The 18,327-nt window shown below is 41.4% G+C and carries 16 protein-coding genes; 14 read left to right on the top strand and 2 right to left on the bottom strand.

Features of this window, described 5'->3' with window-relative positions; translation table 11 throughout:
• Positions 1-7 precede the first annotated feature (7 nt).
• From pucL to HRJ06_RS13400, 10 genes are all read left to right on the top strand, one after another.
• On the top strand, positions 8-964 hold the full coding sequence (gene pucL, locus HRJ06_RS13445; RefSeq protein ID WP_242035245.1) for a factor-independent urate hydroxylase: 957 nt from the start codon (positions 8-10) through the stop codon (positions 962-964).
• Positions 961-1,320 carry a hydroxyisourate hydrolase gene (gene uraH, locus HRJ06_RS13440; protein ID WP_174733450.1) on the top strand — a complete coding sequence of 120 codons (360 nt, stop codon included), beginning with the start codon at positions 961-963 and terminating at the stop codon, positions 1,318-1,320. Before pucL ends, uraH begins: the two co-directional genes overlap by 4 nt.
• 9 nt (positions 1,321-1,329) lie before the next feature.
• Positions 1,330-2,691, top strand: a complete 1,362-nt coding sequence (gene allB / locus HRJ06_RS13435) for an allantoinase AllB (RefSeq protein WP_174733449.1) — start codon at positions 1,330-1,332, stop codon at positions 2,689-2,691.
• 18 nt (positions 2,692-2,709) lie between these two features.
• The gene (locus HRJ06_RS13430) at positions 2,710-3,933 is read left to right on the top strand and encodes a M20 family metallo-hydrolase (protein WP_174733448.1); all 1,224 of its coding nucleotides are present in this window, start codon (positions 2,710-2,712) and stop codon (positions 3,931-3,933) included.
• Positions 3,934-3,953: 20 nt separating this feature from the next.
• Complete coding sequence (locus HRJ06_RS13425; protein ID WP_174733447.1) at positions 3,954-5,210, top strand: ArgE/DapE family deacylase; 1,257 nt, start codon at positions 3,954-3,956, stop codon at positions 5,208-5,210.
• A 70-nt stretch (positions 5,211-5,280) separates the two neighbouring features.
• Positions 5,281-6,813, top strand: a complete 1,533-nt coding sequence (locus HRJ06_RS13420; RefSeq protein ID WP_338421097.1) for an ABC transporter ATP-binding protein — start codon at positions 5,281-5,283, stop codon at positions 6,811-6,813.
• On the top strand, positions 6,810-7,940 hold the full coding sequence (locus HRJ06_RS13415; RefSeq protein ID WP_174733446.1) for an ABC transporter permease: 1,131 nt from the start codon (positions 6,810-6,812) through the stop codon (positions 7,938-7,940). Before HRJ06_RS13420 ends, HRJ06_RS13415 begins: the two co-directional genes overlap by 4 nt.
• Before the next feature lie 37 nt (positions 7,941-7,977).
• Positions 7,978-8,907: an ABC transporter permease gene (locus HRJ06_RS13410; RefSeq protein WP_174733445.1), complete on the top strand. Its 930-nt coding sequence runs from the start codon at positions 7,978-7,980 to the stop codon at positions 8,905-8,907.
• A gap of 79 nt (positions 8,908-8,986) precedes the next feature.
• Entirely contained in the window at positions 8,987-10,120 is a 1,134-nt protein-coding gene (locus HRJ06_RS13405; protein WP_174733444.1) for a BMP family ABC transporter substrate-binding protein, read from the top strand.
• 16 nt (positions 10,121-10,136) lie between these two features.
• Entirely contained in the window at positions 10,137-11,120 is a 984-nt protein-coding gene (locus tag HRJ06_RS13400; protein ID WP_338421096.1) for a Rieske 2Fe-2S domain-containing protein, read from the top strand.
• A gap of 546 nt (positions 11,121-11,666) precedes the next feature.
• Here the strand turns inward: HRJ06_RS13400 and HRJ06_RS13395 are convergent.
• On the bottom strand, positions 11,667-13,061 hold the full coding sequence (locus HRJ06_RS13395; protein WP_174733443.1) for a YjiH family protein: 1,395 nt from the start codon (positions 13,059-13,061) through the stop codon (positions 11,667-11,669).
• A 202-nt stretch (positions 13,062-13,263) separates the two neighbouring features.
• On the opposite strand from HRJ06_RS13395, the gene HRJ06_RS13390 reads away from it, so the two are divergent.
• The 4 genes from HRJ06_RS13390 (at position 13,264) to HRJ06_RS13375 (ending at position 17,092) form a co-directional block, all read left to right on the top strand.
• Positions 13,264-14,409: an alpha-hydroxy-acid oxidizing protein gene (locus HRJ06_RS13390; RefSeq protein WP_174733442.1), complete on the top strand. Its 1,146-nt coding sequence runs from the start codon at positions 13,264-13,266 to the stop codon at positions 14,407-14,409.
• A gap of 63 nt (positions 14,410-14,472) precedes the next feature.
• Positions 14,473-15,663, top strand: coding sequence for an aminotransferase-like domain-containing protein (locus HRJ06_RS13385; RefSeq protein WP_174733441.1), 1,191 nt, complete (start codon positions 14,473-14,475; stop codon positions 15,661-15,663).
• 242 nt (positions 15,664-15,905) lie between these two features.
• Positions 15,906-16,700 carry an LAGLIDADG family homing endonuclease gene (locus HRJ06_RS13380; protein WP_174733440.1) on the top strand — a complete coding sequence of 265 codons (795 nt, stop codon included), beginning with the start codon at positions 15,906-15,908 and terminating at the stop codon, positions 16,698-16,700.
• Between the two features lie 14 nt (positions 16,701-16,714).
• Positions 16,715-17,092 carry an rRNA methyltransferase gene (locus HRJ06_RS13375; protein ID WP_174733439.1) on the top strand — a complete coding sequence of 126 codons (378 nt, stop codon included), beginning with the start codon at positions 16,715-16,717 and terminating at the stop codon, positions 17,090-17,092.
• Between the two features lie 684 nt (positions 17,093-17,776).
• Here HRJ06_RS13375 and HRJ06_RS13370 read toward each other — a convergent pair.
• Positions 17,777-18,259: a staygreen family protein gene (locus HRJ06_RS13370; protein ID WP_174733438.1), complete on the bottom strand. Its 483-nt coding sequence runs from the start codon at positions 18,257-18,259 to the stop codon at positions 17,777-17,779.
• Positions 18,260-18,327 lie beyond the last annotated feature (68 nt).

Here is an 18,327-nt window from a genome sequence, read left to right as displayed (position 1 = left end):
ATACCTGATGACTAGAACAATGAGTTATGGAAAAGAGGATGTATGGGTTTACCGAACTTATGCTAAACCTCTTGCTAACGTTCGCACCATCCCTGAATCAGCCTTTACGGGCCGCAACAATATACTGTTTGGGATGAATGTAAAGGTGGCAGTCGAAGGAGAGGTACTATTTCCGTCTTTTAAAGAGGGAGACAATGATGCAATTGTCGCAACCGATTCAATGAAAAATTTCATTCTTAAGCATGCTGGGGATTATAAAGGGTCAACAGCAGAGGGATTTCTTGAATTCGTTGGTCTGCGTTTTCTTGAAACATATGAGCATATGTCTGCGATCAAAGTTTCTGGTGAACAAATTCCTTTTGAAGAGCTTCCTGTATCAGCAGGAAAAACTTATGAACCGAGTCAGCTTGTCTTTCGTTATTCATTAAACGAGCAGGCCTGTGCTTCCGTTGATTTGAAACGATCTGGCAGTGAAATCGAAACAATCGACCATGTCAGCAGCCTTAAGGATTTGAAGCTGATTAAGGTAAAGGGTAGTTCATTTTTTGGCTATATTAAGGATGAGTATACAACATTGCCTGAATCATATGATCGCCCGCTGTTTATCTTTCTGAATATCGCCTGGCGTTATAAGGATCTGGAAGAAGCTAGGGGAGAAACGCCCGAAGGGTATGTTGCAGCAGAACAGGTAAGAGATATTGCTTATACCGTCTTCCATGAAGAGAATTCCCCATCCATACAAAATTTAATCTATCGAATCGGTTATAGGATATTAGAGCGTTTTCCTCAACTTGAAACGGTTAGTTTTGAATCAAATAACCGGACCTGGGAAACAGTGCTTGATGAGATCCCCTCCTCTCCAGAAGGCAAAGTCTTTACTGAACCTCGACCGCCATTTGGATTCCAGCGGTTTTCAATGACACAATCTGACATCCTTGAATTTGAAGGCAGCTCACCTAAATGAGCGGCAGGCTGACAACGCATGTGCTTAATTTGAGCCAGGGAAAACCTGCTGCCGGCGTTACGCTTGAATTGTGGATGCTAGATTCTGAAGGTCAATATGAACTAGTGGAAGCTAGCTGTACGAATAGTGATGGGAGGGTGGATGAACCCCTTCTAAAGGAAGACACGATGAAAAAAGGAATCTATGAAATTCGTTTTTACGTCGGGGATTATTATCGAAAGCTTGGTGTATCATCGGAAGAACCATTATTCCTGGATTGTGTTCCTATCCGCTTCGGGCTTTCTGAACCAAACTCTCATTACCATGTTCCTCTGCTTATATCACCTGGAGGATACAGCACGTATCGGGGAAGTTAGGAGGGACAAATGGAAAAGACGCAATGGGTTAAAAATGGAATAGTTTTCACAGGCGGAGAGTTTAAAAGAGCTGCCATTAAAGTAAACGGTGAACGAATAACAGCAGTGGTAATAAATCAAACTGAAAAATTGTACGAAGATAATGCCAATGTAATCGATGCGGGGGGATGCCTTGTTGTTCCCGGATTTATTGATGCCCATGTCCATTTTAATGATCCTGGACGGACGGATTGGGAGGGAATCGAGACTGGGAGCCGTGCTGCGGCGGCGGGCGGAACAACAACCATTTTTGATATGCCGCTGAACTCTGCTCCATCTGTAACAAGTCTTTCTAATTTAATGAACAAGAAGAAACACTTAACTTCTCTATCCCATATCGATTATGCGCTATGGGGCGGGCTGACAGGAGGCAATCTTTCAAACGAAACTGAATTAGAGCAAATGAGTAAAGGGATTGTCGCCTGGAAGGCTTTTATGTGTAATAGCGGAATCGATGATTTCCCCTTCCTTCAGAAGAAGGATTTGAAGCAGGCGATGATAGCAGCGAAGAATCACGGGAAACTGCTTGCCCTTCATGCAGAAGACAATGAAGTGATTAATAGACTTACAAGCTTTTATAAAAACGGCAAGGAAAAGAACGAGCGCAAAGCTTTCCTCGCGAGCAGACCTGTATCAGCGGAGCAATCGGCTGTCAGCTATACGTTGGACCTGGCTGCCAAACTTGGTACAGCGGTTCATTTTGTTCATATTAGCTCCGCTAAGACCGTCGGATTAATTCAACAGGCAAAAAGAAGCGGTGTCGATGCAACGGTTGAGACGTGTCCTCATTATCTGATATTTGATGAAGATGATTTTTTAGAAACAGGCGCTATCCTCAAATGCGCTCCGCCGTTAAGGCCCAGACATGAAGTGGAAGCCCTGTGGGACTGCGTGGAAAATGGCTGGATTGATACGATCGGATCTGACCATTCACCATGCCTTTATTCGATGAAATCAACAGATTCAATTTGGGATGCGTGGGGCGGCATACAAGGAGTCCAATTTACGTGGCTAGGATTGATTGATGAAGCATTGAAGCGGAAAATCAGCCTTCAGAAAATTCTGCCGCTCGGAACAGCAAATCCGGCAGACAGGTTCGGTATAGGCAGCAGGAAAGGGTGTATCCAGGCTGGCATCGATGCTGACTTGGTATTCATTTCTTTGGATGAATCAACCTTCGCCAATAAAGAATCATTTCTGTTTCGAAATCCTTTTTCTCCTTACGAAAACAGGACTTTTCAGTTGAAAATAAAAAAAACCATGTTACGCGGGAAGGTTATTTATGACGACCGGTCAGGTTTATCACAGGAAAAGTCAGGTGTTTGTATCTAAACCTAAGGGAGGTGTGCAATGGAACAATTTCCAGATAATCTAAAAGAAGCCATTGAGTGGCTGGCATCGTTCGGAGCAGTGCCTGAAGGAGGGGTGACCAGAACGCTTTATTCCAAAGCTTGGCAGGATGCGCAGCAGGCACTAAAAGAGTGGATGGAATCGGTTGGCCTTCAAACAAGCTATGATACGATTGGAAACTTGTTCGGAAGGCTAGCTGCAGATGATCCTTTCGCTCCAACCATTCTTGTTGGCTCCCATGTGGATACAGTTAAATCAGGCGGAAAATATGACGGAGCTTATGGGATCCTTGCTGCCATATTCGCTATAGAAAAGCTTAGCCAGAAGTATGGAAAGCCAGCCGTCAATCTCGAAGCTGTCTCCCTTTGTGAGGAAGAAGGAAGCCGTTTCCCTATTGCATGCTGGGGTTCTGGAATGATGACCAAAATATACTCGATGCAGGATATTCAGAGCTTACAAGATTCAGCTGGGATCAGGTTTGGAGAGGCAATGAAAGGGGCAGGTTTTGAGCCGGATCATCCATATCCGATCCGCAGAGATATTCAGACGTTTATTGAGCTACATATCGAACAAGGTCCAACTCTTGAAAACTATCAAAAATCGATCGGTATTGTGCAGGCGATTGTCGGACAGAAACGGTTTCACGTTACTGTAACCGGGGAGTCCAACCACGCTGGAACAACACTAATGAAATGGCGAAAGGACCCAATTCATGGAGTTTCAACGATGATCACAAAGTTATTTGAATTTACAAAAGAATACGATGAGGATCTGGTTGCAACGGTTGGCGAAATTCACGCCAAACCGAATGTATCAAATGTAATCCCTGGCGAGATCATCTTCACCGTAGATGCCAGACATCCGTCAGAATCTGTTTTACATGCTTTCTGTGAATGTTTTTCAAGGGAATTTATAGAAATCGCCAAAGACAAAGGATTGGAGATTTCTATTCAAAAATGGCACGAGGTTAAGCCGGTTCAGATGAATGGAATGCTTAATCGTTTAGTTCAAAAGATCTGTACAGCAAACGAGCTAGCCTTCCATAAAATGAACAGCGGTGCTGGGCATGATGCACAGTTTTTTGCCAAGGTTTACCCAACTACCTTATTGTTTGTACCTAGCCGAGCGGGAATAAGCCATTCACCATTGGAATTCACAGAGGAAACGGATCTGGAAAACGGATTGAATGTTTTGGTCGATTTATTGTACCAGCTAGCATATTAGCAGCAAAGAGGAGGAGTTACATGATTCAAGATAAACAAGCGCTCGTTAGATGGATTGATGAGCATCAAGGAGAAATGACAGAATTTTTGAAAAAACTAGTGCAAATCCCATCAGATAATCCGAAAGGAGACTGCTATCCAATAGCCTCGCTTTTGCATCGGCAGCTTGGTGAACTTGGCTTCGGCCACACCAGTTTATTGGAAGTGGATGCTAATGAAGTGAAGGAAGCCGGAATGATCAGTTTGGCCAACGTTGTAGCTAAAGTAGTTTTCGGTGCTGGAAACGGAGCGCGCATCGCTCTAAATGCCCACGGAGATGTTGTTCCCCCTGGTCTGGGCTGGAGCGTTGATCCATATGGAGGAGAGGTTATCGATGGCAAGATGTTTGGCCGAGGTGTAGCTGTTTCCAAATCTGATATTGCAGCTTATACATATGCCGTTATGGCTTTAAAGCAAACACAGCTTAATCGAAGACTAGAAGGCAGCATTGATCTTGCATTCACGTTCGACGAGGAAACAGGAGGAGAGTTAGGACCGAAAAGGCTGCTGGATCAGCAAGTAATAAAGCCGGACCAGGTGATTGCTGCCGGATTTACCTATTCAGCTGTCAATGCTCATAACGGCTGTTTGCATTTTGAAATTAAGGTTACCGGTAAATCGGCCCATGCCGCGCTGCCTCATACTGGAGCCGATGCAATTGAAGCTGGGTCCAAAATTTTGGCGGCTTTATACGAATACCGGCAAACGCTTGGAGCTAATATTTCATCCATTTCAGGAATTGATTCTCCTACTCTTGTTGTCGGTCTTATTTCTGGCGGGATCAACACGAATGTCGTCCCAGATGAATGCAAAATCAGGGTCGACCGAAGAGTGATCCCTGAGGAAGATGGAAACAAAGCAGAAATAGAATTTAGAGAAATAGTTGAGCAGGCGGCGGCAGACATGGACGGAATAAAGATAGAAATCCGAAAAATCCTTGACGCCAAAAGCTTTGGACCGGTACCAGAGGATACTCCGCTCATTTCTGCACTAGCCGGAAACTGGGAAATGATTATGAAAAATAAAGGCAGCTTGGAAATAAACGGTGTTCCGATTTACGCCGATGCACGGCACTTTTATGCTGCCGATATTCCGACCATTATGTTTGGTGTTGGACCTAAAGTACTGGAAGAAGCCAATGGTCATAGGGCCGATGAAAATATCAGGCTTGAAGACTTAAACGATGCAGCAAAAATTTTAGCATGTACGCTTTACGATTTATTGGATGATAAAAAATAAATTGAATTTACGCTGACGGGATTAAGCCAAGTCTTATTTAAAAACAACATTGTAATGGAGGTGAATTCGGTTGCCGCAGTATGCAATTGATATGAAAGATATTGTTAAAAGGTTCGGTGAGGTAACCGCCAGTGACCATGTTAGTTTTATGGTTGAAAAAGGAGAAGTCCATGCTTTGCTTGGTGAAAATGGAGCCGGAAAAAGCACAATTATGAGCATGCTTTCTGGACTTTATAAAGCAGATAGCGGCACTATTTCTATCCAAGGAAAGGAAGTTCGGATTCGCTCTCCAAAAGAATCAATGGAACTTGGGATTGGGATGGTCCACCAAAATTTCAGGCTTGTCCAAACACTAACAGCACTTGAAAATATCATTCTCGGTGAAAAAGGCTCACTGTGGCGCGGGACCTCATGGATGAACAAAAAGAAGCGGGAAATCGAAAATATTGCTGATCGGTTCGGCCTTCGTTTCCCAGCCGGAGTGCCAGTTTGGCAGTTATCGGTTGGAGAGCAGCAGCGGGTTGAAATCGTAAAAACTCTTTATCGAGGCGCAAATATAATCATTTTTGATGAACCAACATCCGTGTTGACACCAGGAGAAGCCGACCAGCTGTTTAGGACGATGCAGGAATTGAAACAGAATGGAAAAACCATGATTATCACCACCCATAAATTGAAGGAAGTAATGGCTGTGTCTGACCGAATCTCGGTTATGAGAAAAGGGAAAATGATTGCCAACCTGGAAAGCAAAAATACAAATGTCCAGGAACTTGCCCGGCTTATGGTCGGCCGCGAGATGTCAAACGGCATTTCAATTAAGAAAAAACAGCGTGGAAAGCCGATTCTAGAAGTTGAAGACCTTGTTGTCCGTGGCACTCATGGGAATGATGCGTTAAAGGATATAAACTTTACCATTTTTGAACATGAAATTATCGGCATTGCTGGGGTAGCTGGAAATGGGCAGAAGGAGCTGGCAGAAGCTTTAACTGGTTTGATTCCCTGGACTGGCGGGAGGGTTGCATTTAACAATGCAAACTTAAAGGTACCGACCGTAAAGAATTTAATTGATAAAGGAATTGCCCATATTCCGGAAGATCGGATGAAAAGCGGTCTGGCAGGGAGTTTGGGAATTGTCGACAATTTGCTATTAAAAACCTATCGGACAAAAAGCAGAACAAAGTATGGTTTGCTCCAAAAGAAAAAGAACAAGACATGGGCAGAGGAGCTTATTAAAAAGTTTGATGTCCGCGCTTCGGATTTGCATAGCCCAGTCCGGCAGCTTTCTGGAGGGAATCAGCAAAAGCTTTTATTTGCAAGGGAAGTTGATCAAGATCCAAAGCTGATGATAGCCGTTCATCCTACCCAAGGACTTGATGTTGGTGCAACAGAAGCGGTGCATCACATGCTTGTCAATTTGCGCGGCTCTGGAAGCGGAATTCTCCTTATTTCAGAGGATTTAGACGAAGTTATTCAGTTGTCAGACAGAATTCTTGTCCTTTACAGTGGCGAGATTATCGGAGAGCTTGATCGAGCACAGGCAAATAAAGAATATATAGGCCAGTTAATGGCTGGACTAACTGGGAAGGAGGAAGCTGTTCTATGAATCAGAAAATAACGGCGGGCCAACCATCTGTACCAATGAAAAAAGGATTGAGAAGGTTCAGAAGCCTCCCATTCAGGATCGAATACGACCCACATAAAAAGTCAGGTGGCTGGTGGATCCCTCTCCTGTCCATCGGAGCCGCGCTTGCTATTTGTGCACTGTTTATCGCCTTAAACGGGATGAACCCCGCTGTTGTTTATGGCAAAATGCTGCAAGGAGCCTTCGGATCAAGCTTTGGATTTAGTGAAACACTTGTCAAAGCTATCCCGCTCCTGCTCTGCGGTCTTGGCGTAGCGATCGCTTATCGAATTTCAATCTGGAACATTGGAGCAGAGGGTCAACTAATCGCAGGAGCAATCGGAGCAACAGCCGTCACGATCTTTGCCCCTAATTTACCAGGACCCTTATATATTCCGGTGATGATGCTTGCGGGTGCTGCTGCTGGCGCGGCTTGGGGCTTGTTAACCGCTATCCCGAGAGCCTTCTTTCAGGTTAATGAGTTAATAAGCTCACTGATGCTCAATTATATTGCTCTATTGCTATTAGATTACTTCGTTTTTGGCCCCTGGCGTGATCCTGAGGGATTTAACTTCCCGGGAACACCAATTTTCACCCCGTCTCAAATGCTGGCAACTATCGGCGGAAGCAGGCTTCATTTCGGATTGATTTTTGCTTTGATTGCTGTCGCAGTTTTCGCATTTTTGCTTTCAAAAACCCGTTGGGGATATGAGCTAAGACTGCTTGGTGCAAACCCGTCAGCTGCAGCTTATTCAGGAATAAAAGCGAACAAACATATTCTCATAGTGATGATGATCAGCGGCGGGCTTGCAGGATTTGCGGGGATGCTGGAGGTTTCCGGCACAGCGCACAGGCTTATGTATGGCATTTCCCCAGGGTATGGCTATACAGCAATTATCATCGCTTGGATTGCAAAACTTAACCCGTGGGCAATGATAGTTTCATCTGTCTTTATTGGAGGATTAATTGTCGGCGGATACAGCGTTCAAACGATCGGGCTTCCATCATCCATGTCTTTAATGCTGCAGGGTTCGATTCTTTTTTGCCTGATTGGCGGAGAGATGCTCAGCAAATATCGTTTGAAGAGGGTAAGCGAGGAGGGCAAATAGTTCACCAGATTCAGCAGAAAAGAGAGGGAGATCTTTAATGGATTTATTTATATTACTAATAACTGCAGCGATCTCCTCGGGCACGCCCCTTCTGTTTGCGGTGCTCGGGGGTATCATTAGTGAAAAAGCGGGTGTCATTAATTTAGGAACAGAAGGAATTATGCTCATCGGAGCGGTGATCTCCTGCATCGTGTTTATTCAAACAGGAAACCTTTTTGTCACGCTGGTTGCTGCTGTTTTTGCAGCTGCGGGGCTTGGATTTATTCACGCATTTCTCTGCATCAGTCTGCGGTCAAACCAAATTGTCAGCGGGTTGGCGATTACATTGTTTGGAACAGGTCTAAGCGCTTATCTGGGGAAAGCGATAGCAGGAACAGCTCTGGCCGTATCGGTCCCAAAGATAAAGCTCCCCTGGCTGGAGTCAGTCCCATTTATCGGCAGAATTTTTTCTAACCTGGATTTATTTATATGGGTAAGCGTCGCACTGGCTGTTCTGTTGTATTTGTATATGTACAAAACATCTTTGGGACTGCATTTAAAAGCAGTTGGGGACAGTCCATCAACTTCCGATGTGATGGGAATCTCAGTCGCGGGCTATCGATACTTTCATGTAATTGCCGGATCAATGCTTATGGGTCTTGCAGGATTTTACTTAATCATGGTGTATTCACCAAACTGGATCGAAGGAATGACAGCAGGCAGGGGCTGGATTGCAATTGCACTTATCATTTTTGCCCGCTGGAACCCTTTGTACGCTTTGCTTTGTGCCTATTTCTTCGGTGGGCTTGATGCACTCGGATTCCGAATCCAGCTGTTTGATATTGGTATTCCATCCTACTTTTTAAAAATGCTGCCGTATGTGTCAACGATACTTGTTTTAATGTTTATCGGCTGGAAAAACCGGCACAACCCACCTGCTGAACCGACATCATTAGGAATACCCTACTTCCGGGAACAACGGTTTTAATTGAATGTTTTTATTAAAGGTGGTGATGGGGTCCAGCATTAACGAGAATAAAACGTTAAAAATCCAAGGGGGAAATAAAATGAAAAAATTGTTGGGCTTGTTCTTACTTATTATGATGTTTTCAATCCTAGCTGCATGTTCACAGGAATCAGCAAGCGATCCGGTCAAGGAAGAACCTGCAAAAGCTGTTGATAGTGAATCTACCGAGCCTAAGAAAATTGTAAAACCTCGAGTCGCATTTGTTTATATTGGTGTGCCAGGAGATGGAGGCTGGACGTTTGAGCATGACAAAGGAAGAGAAATGGTGGACGAAACCTTTTCAATTGAGTCCACAACAGTTGAAAACGTTCCTGAAGGACCAGATGCAGAGCGAGTGATTGAGGAGCTTGCCCAAAATCACGATATTATTTTCACAACAAGCTTTGGGTATATGGATCCCACGGTTAATGTAGCGAAAAAATACCCAGATGTTGTCTTTATGCATGCTACTGGTTATAAAACTGCTGAAAATATAGGAACCTACCAGGGAAAAGGGTATGAGCCAGGGTATTTAGCTGGAGTTGCTGCCGGAAAATTAACAAAAAACAATAAAATTGGATATGTGGGTGCATTTCCTATCCCAGAGGTCATCTATACGATTAATGCCTTTACTCTAGGTGCCCAAAGCGTCAATCCAAATATTGAAGTATCGGTTGTCTGGAGCAATACCTGGTTTGACCCTGCAACAGAAAGACAAGCTGCGATCAGTTTGCTGGATGAAGGTGTAGATTTGCTAGCAAACTACCAGGATTCACCAGCCGGCATCCAGGCTGCAGCTGAACGCGGTGTCTGGGGAATGGGCAATGATTCAGATATGGGCCATTATGTACCCGAAACGTACGTAACAAATCCTGTTTTAAATTGGGGCCCTTATTATGTTGAAGTTGTTCAGAGCGTTGTCGATGAAACATGGAAATCGGGAGCAGCCCTGAATGGCCTGAAAGAGGGCATGGTTGACATTGCTCCTTTTGGTAAAAATGTGCCACAGGACGTACAGGATTTAGTAAATGCGAAAAAGCAGGAATTAATTGATGGCACATTAAATGTCTTTACAGGTCCAATTAAAGATCAAACAGGAGAAATTAAGGTGGCTGATGGTGAAACAGTGTCTGTAGAAGATATTCTTGGAATGAATTGGTTTGTAGAAGGAGTGAAGGGTACGATTCCAAAATAAAGGAAGGGAGATGGAGGTGTTGATCGAAGATCCCGTTTTACTTAAACAGTGGCATCCTGTATGCCTTTCAGTTGATTTAACTGACTCTCCAAAAGCAGTGGAAGTGCTTGGTGTAAAGATTGCCGTTTTCCGCACTGCCTATGGAGTCCATGCTCTAAAGGATCTGTGCATTCACCGTGGTGTCCCTTTATCGCTTGGCAAGGTTGTGGATGATGGAATTGTCTGCGCATATCATGGCTGGACCTATGATCGCTGCGGAAAATGCACTCGTATTCCTTCCATGCCAAAGAACAGGGCGATTCCTGCAAAAGCTCGAACGAACTCATACTTTTGTACGGAAGAGTTTGGCTTTATCTGGGTATGCATCAAACAGCCACAGGATGAAAAGCCAATGATCGGCGGAGGAAAATTAAATAGTCCTGATTTCACAAAAGTTCACATGGGCCCTTATAAGCTTAACGCTGCGGGCCCGCGCGTAATCGAAAATTTCTTGGATGTTTCCCATCTGATGTTTGTTCATGAAGGGCTGCTCGGTGACAGTGAATTTCCTGAAATTAGTGATTATCAAGTTCATCAGAAAAATGGAGTCCTGGTAAGTGATGAAATTGAAGTGTATCAGCCTGATCCTGATGGTCGAGGGCATGGTGTTCAATCCCAGTATACGTATAAAGTGTATAATCCGCTATGTGCAGCATTTACAAAGAAAATCAGCAATACAAATGAATTTTTTCAGCTGTTTCTCATCGTATTACCGGTGAATGAACAGCAAAGCACAGCATTTATGGTAATGGAGCGGAATTATGCTTTAGAGGAAGGAGATCAGGTTTTCGTTGAGTTCCAGGACCTGCTGATTGAGCAGGATCGGGCTATTGTTGAAAACCAAAAACCAGAGCTGCTGCCGCTGGATCTCCAGGCAGAATTGCATCTCAACTGTGACCGGATGAGCATCGCCTATCGAAAGCTGCTGAAGGAAACAGGCATAACGTTTGGAACTGCATAAGTATTAGTAAACCCTATGAGGGCGTTTGCAGGTAAGATTCTGTGAGTGTTCTTGTAGGGTTATTTTCTTTATTTCAGTGCTGACAGTTTTGTGTGAGGGAGTTCTACCCATTTCAGCGGACACGGCAGTGAGCTCATTTTTTAATTGTTAATAATGCTTTAATTCATTCACACAAACATTTGTTTGTGAAAAAAGCAGTTTCTGAAGGGGGGGGATAAGTAAAAGAAAGGATGCGGAGAAATCTAGGCATTACCGACGAGCCTACCATCAGAATATATATATAAGGAAATTCATATAAGATCGTGGAATAGCGAACGAGGATATTGGCATATTCAAAAGGAAAAAGTACAAAAATAACCATTAAATAAAAAAAGCGAACAAGGCAAGGGTTGTCTCTGCCATGTTCGCCATTTGTATATTTCATTTAAAGGTTAAGATAACTAGTATAATTATACTTTTATTTAAGGCTATTTTAAAACTTGCATGATGATACCTGAAAAAATCTACAAAGCCTAAGGTTTGTGGGTAAGGACCTTTTTAAATGAATTAGAAAAATAACACGTGTGCCACTATAGCTGTTATGGGTAATGTAATGATCGTGCGTTGAAGGAAAATGATAAATAGCTCCAAAATAGATAGAGGAATTTTTGACTTGATTAGTAAAATTCCAATTTCAGACATGTAGATTAACTGTGTTAGGGACATTACGCCAATCACAAATCTTGTAATCTCTGATTCGATGCCACTCCCGATAACAGCTGGTAAAAACATATCTGCAAAGCCAACAATCATTGCAGGTGCGGCTGCTTCTGCCTCAGGAAGCTGCAGTAAATTCAGTAATGGTACAAATGGATAGGAAAGGTAATTAAAAATAGGTGTGAATTCTGCAATGATAAGAGAAACTGTACCTAGTGCCATAACAAGTGGAATCAGTGCCATCCAAATATCTAATACATTATATACCCCTTTTTTCACAATATCCTTTACGCTCTTAACTTGGTCAGCCTTGTCAACTGCTTGTTTAAGGCCCCATTGAAAAGATGAGACCCCATTTGGAACAATTTCATCAATTTGCTGTCCGATTGGTTCATAGTAGGTATCCTTTTTACGAGAAAGAGGCGGTATTCTCGGACAGATAATAGCAGCAATGATCCCTGCTACAACAACAGTAAAATAAAACTGAACAAACATATGATCAATGCTTAAAAATTTTGCAATAACTAAACTGAAGGCGATCGAAGCAATGGAAAAGTTTGTGGCTACAACGGCAGCCTCACGTTTTGTATAATATCCAGATTCATATTGTTGTGTTGTCAGTAAAACTCCCACTGTACCACTTCCCATCCATGATGCCATAGCATCAACAGAAGAACGGCCTGGTAATTTAAAGAGTGGCTGCATTACTTTACGAACGACTGTACCGATGAAGTCCATTAGTCCAAATTCTAATAATAACGGCATAAATAAACTAGCAAATAAAAACCAAACCATCAGAACAGGTATTAAATCATTTAATACAACTCCACCTGTAAAGTCGGAAGTTATAAAAGAAGGTCCAACTTGTGTTAAGGTCATAATAGCAAAAATAGCTCCAATTACACGAAACACTAACCAAAACGGACTAATATTAAGAAGTGAATCTAAAAAGCTATTATTCTTAACAAAAGATACCGGTTTAAGTTTGACGGCTAATGCACTGACTGCCGATACACAAAGAACAGCTGTCATAAACGCAGGTATGTATGGGCCAATCGCGTTCTGAAGCCAATCAGCCATGACACCAAGGCCAATTGTTACCTTTCCATTAATAGAAATAGGAATTAAAAATAATAGCACTCCGAATAGAGAAGGGATAGCAAATTTTAAAAGTTGCTTTACCGAGTATGGTGTTTTTTCTTCAACAGTCCCCTTTTTAATTGCTTTAATAGATCCGACAGACATTTCAAAAACCCCTTTGTTTAAAAAGTTAATAGAATTAAAATAACATTAAAATGTATATTTATGCAATACAATTTTATGGATAATTTGAGAAATTAAAATTTCGGAGGAAAGACCAAGAATATTTTTGCTTTTTTGACGAATGAGAAAATGGTAAACTTATTTTTATTATCGGATATGAAAAAATATAAAGGGTGGTGAAGGGATGTCTTCGTCTTTTAAAAGTAATGATAATATCGTTCAATCTATTAATACAGAGGACTATTTTCCAATTAGTTTCGAGGAAATAGAAAGTGCAGCAAAACAAGCTATGTCTGCTCCTGCTTTTAGTTATATCGCTTCTGGGGCTGGCGGTGAGGAAACAGTAAAGAAAAATGCCGATGCCTTTAAGAAATATTCAGTAATTCCGAGAGTTTTAAATGATATGTCTAATTTAGATACGAGTATAACCATGTTTGGACGTACATACCCTACTCCACTGTTACTTGCACCAGTTGGAGTTTTAAAGTTAGCTGATGAACAGGGAGATCTGGCTGTTGCCCGGGCAGCGGCTAAATATCAGGTTCCGTTTATCCAAAGTACTGTATCGAGTTATTCAATTGAAGATGTAGCTCAAGCTGCAAGCGGCAGTTCTAAATGGTTTCAATTATATTGGTCCAAAAATGAGGAAATTTCCTTTAATATGGTGAAACGAGCTGAAGAAGCAGGTTATGAAGCAATAGTATTAACAATAGATACGATTACACTAGGCTATAGGGAGGCCGATTTGCGCCATCGCTTTTCACCATTAGCACAAGGCTTTGGTCAAGGAAACTATGAATCAGATCCTGTATTCTTATCAACACTGGATAAAGTGGATTCCCAGACGATACTTCAAAGTATTATAACGAATATTAATTACCCAGCGTTAAATTGGGAGCATGTCAAAAGGTTGAAAAAGAGAACGTCATTGCCAATCCTATTAAAAGGGATCTTACACCCTAAAGATGCTCTTCGGGCCATTGAATATGGCGTTGATGGAATAATCGTTTCAAACCATGGCGGAAGGCAATTAGACGGTGTTATTTCTAGCATTGATGCTCTGCCTGAAATCGTAAAGGTCGTAGATGGCCAGGTTCCTGTTTTATTTGATAGTGGGATTCGAAGAGGGATTGACGCCTTAAAGGTACTAGCTCTTGGGGCTGATTCTGTCTTGATTGGCCGGCCATTCGTCTATAGCTTAGCTGCAGGGGGCGAAAAAGGGGTCGAACAATTTTTAGCTAATTTTCTTCAGGATCTTCAAACTTCTATGATGTTGTCTGGTGTTAATAATGTAAAAGAATTACGGCAACTGCCAATTGTACGTATGTAAGTATCTGTCTGCCGGAAAAAGAATCGATGAATTGAAAACTACCAAAGTGAGGTTAACATAGTTATGAAGGTTGAATCCTTTTTTTCAAATCATACAAAACTAGCTTTAAAGAATGAACCACCAGGTTCATGGATAGCAGATGTCCCTGACCATTGTATTCGGTTGAATTCAGGTTATCCAGAATCATCTCTAGTTCCAAGCGCTGAAGTAAAGGAAGCAGCAGTTTATTTATTGGAATCGGAGCAAGATTTACCTCTTCAGTATCTAGGGAGTCCAAGCAAAGATAGGCTTAAAAGGCATATCCAAGCAAGGATGGAGAAACGGGGTATCATTGTTAGTGAAGAAGAGTTATTGATCACTGCAGGGGCTTGTCAGGCTATTGATCTAATTGCACAGGTTCTAGTAGATAAAGATACTGTTGTGGCGGTTGAGGCTCCTACTTATATGGAGGCTATTGAGATTTTTCAAAATTATACGGATCGTTTTATCACTGTGCCCATCGACGAAGAAGGACTTCGTACAGATCTATTCGAGCAAATTTTAGCGGATAGAAAGAGTAATGGCCAACCTTTACCGCGATTTCTATATTGCATTCCGACCTTTCAAAATCCTACTGGGACAACCCTTACACCAAAGCGCCGTCAACATTTACTGGAACTGGCAGAAAGCTATAATTTCTTGATTGTCGAGGACGATGCCTACGGAGAATTGGGCTTCGTCAATAGTCCACAGACCCTTAAGTCAATGGATCAAGCCAATCGGGTTATCTATGTCGGCTCCTTATCTAAGATAGTGGCACCAGGTCTTCGGATCGGTTGGGTATCGGGAGTTAAGGAGCTGATTGAAGCGTTGTTTTGGTTCAAAAAAGACTTGGAACATTCGTATGCTGAGGCGACAATGGCTACATACTTAAACAAGTTAAATTTTGAGGAACATATAATTAAGTTAAAAGAAAGCTATCAGAAAAAATGCGATAGATTATTGGCTGCACTAGAAACATACATGCCAGAATCTGTTTCATGGTTCGTGCCAAAAGGTGGGTACTTTGTTTGGGTTAAGGTACCTGGTATCGATACAGGCCAGTTGTTATCACAAGCCTTATCTAAGGGTGTGGCCTTTGTCCCTGGTCAATACTTTTTCCTAGATAAAGAGGAAGGAAAAGAGTATCTGCGTCTCTCATTTAGCTATGCTGATGAAAGAGAGATTGTCAAGGGAATTCAGATATTAGGGAAAGTTTTAGAAGGGAAAAATTGAACTATAGAAACAATAATGGCACCTGTCTAACCATTTAAAACATCCCCAAAAATGCATAATCCCTGAGGGATTATGCATTTTTTTAAAAAAAGTTAGCTAAAATGGAAATTGTCTGATAAACAACCTGCTTAAGTTGGATGTTATAAATTAATTTATGCTCTAAATTGCAAATACGAACACGTGTTTGTATAATGAATATAGAAGCAGGTAATTATGAATGGGAGCGATAAGGGGGAGGAAGCATGCCAAGAAAGCCGGGCATTACCGACGAGCTTATCATCAAGATGTACAAAGATGGAAATTTATACAAAGAAATCATACCGGTAGTTGGATTATCGGACCGGGCGATTCGCAATATCTTATATAAACACGGAATTGCTATGAATCGAGGTCAGTCTTCCGGACAGCCGCGTAAGCATAAGGTTAATGAAAACTTCTTTAAGAATTGGTCAAATGAAATGGCCTGGGTGCTTGGCTTGTTTCTGACGGATGGCTGTGTCAGTGCCCGTACAAATACCATTACTTTTTCACAAAAGGATGAAGGAATTCTTCAGCTTGTTGCGAAATTTATGGAGGCTGATTATATACTGGCACCAACCGGAAAGACACGATTAACTCCAACTTTAATAATTAATTCAAAAGAGATTAAAACCGATCTGGAGATGATGGGAATCAGCTCGAATAAATCCCTGACCGTTCCTTTTCCTGACATTCCTAATGAATTCCTGCCTGCATTTGTCAGAGGGGTGATTGATGGGGATGGGTGGGTTCAAAAAAGAGGATATGTTATGAATGTTACATCTGGAAGTCTTCTATTTGCTGAGGGGCTGTTATCGGTCTTTCAAAATTGGAAACTGCGTTCAGAGATTACACTTGAATTTAGTCAGGTTGGCAATCCTATTTACCGTATTTGGGTTAAAGGTAAATATGATCTCCCTAAGCTTGGAAAAATCATATACAATGAAAATATTAATGAGTATGTGTCTTATAAAAGAGAACGGTTGACACAGCGTCTCATTGACCATCCAATTTTATAATGGGAGTGTTTATAATGTGGAAATTAGTAAACGGAAGACTGATACAAACAACTGACACTTCGAGGGTTAAATTCAGAACAAATGTAAGCAAAGCTTTACTGGATCAACTAAATGCATTGGCTACTGAGAATGATACTTTCGTAAACTACCTAATTGAAAGTGGATTAAGAAGAGTTTTATCTCAAGGGTATATCACATTCAATAAAGAGTTAAGACCAAAAGATAGAATTCAGTACAAAACCACCTATGATCAAGAATTGTTAGAGGATGTTAAAGACTTTGCAAAGAACCACAATTTATTTATTAACGATGTTATTGAATACAGCATGGGTTATATAGATATTGAAAACGTTAGAGATAGAAGCTATAAGCATAGGGTAGAGCAGCAATAAAGATGTTTTGCCTTTTTAAAACTACGCCCCGACCATAATATATATTCTAGGAAGTTAAATAAAGAGATAAACAACTAGTCTCATATTAGGAGTATACTTATGATAGTGAGACGGAATCAGAAATTTTTCAACGATTTGTGTTATTTGTTCTAATGTGATTTTTAAACCATTTTTAAAAATCATTAAATTCCTGGACGTTCATTTTACTTCTCCAGTAATTCTACTCAATATTTTAGCTGCCACTTTTGAAATCTTTAAAGAATTGATTTTTAGATTTATTAAAATTTAACGATCTGAATTAATATAGATCTTTTAAGTTTACTGTACAATCTATCCTTTTATAATCTTTTAAGTTTACATAATGTTATTATGTATCTATTGCTATCGTTTATTCAGCTTTTAAAGCCTTTTATTTCTGCTGAGCAGCATTTAATTCACTTACTAGTCTTGTTTCTCAGAGTCTTAAATCTAAATGGATTACCAATTTGATAAATGTTGTAAATGCCTTACTCCCTCTTATTCTTTGGGACGATAGGCCTTTATCAGCACAGGAGCCAGAAAATAAGAATGATGCATGCAAATAGCCATTTGCTTCACTGGCATTGTTGCACTAGCATTGCTGTCAATAAAGCGGCGAATGCTCCGAAGCTTCCTTTACAAAAGAAAAAACACAGGCCATACCGCCTATGTCTCGGAAATTTTTGTTCTTGAAGCGATTAAATATTGTCTTGGGGTCCCACAGAAAAGGGTTTCCCGGAACTCAGGGTAAATAGATTCGAATCGGATATAAATAGGAGCATCGAGCAGCCAAGGATAATATTCAAACAAGCTCTGGTCTCCATATATAATGCCAGTCAACGCAAGCTCAAGCTCTCTTTTGAAGATGAGGTACCGGATTCGTGAGAATTTTTCATCATAGTCCCCATTACTTATATAGACTTTTCCAATTAAAAGGAATTCTCCATTTTGAGCTGCCCATTCTGCAAGCACTTCATCACGAAGCTTCTGGTTAATCGATTGTTTATCATATAAATAGCCAATACTTAAAAAGAGCTCACCGGTGTCGTCAGAATGTGTTAATGTATATCTTCTACCTTCAACCGGCTCAAAAGGAGTTGCAGGAGGAATATTTTTAACGCTCAATTTGGCAGGATTAAATTTGCTCATGGTCAGTTGACTCCTTTCCCAAAACCATCCCTGCCATAGCCTATGTATTGCTTGCCAAAAAGGTTACA

It is taken from the genome of Mesobacillus harenae (assembly GCF_013343715.1).
Lineage (GTDB): Bacteria > Bacillota > Bacilli > Bacillales > Cytobacillaceae > Mesobacillus_A > Mesobacillus_A harenae.
The sequence above is the reverse complement of the archived record's forward strand: the minus strand, read 5'-3'. Positions and strand labels throughout refer to the sequence as shown.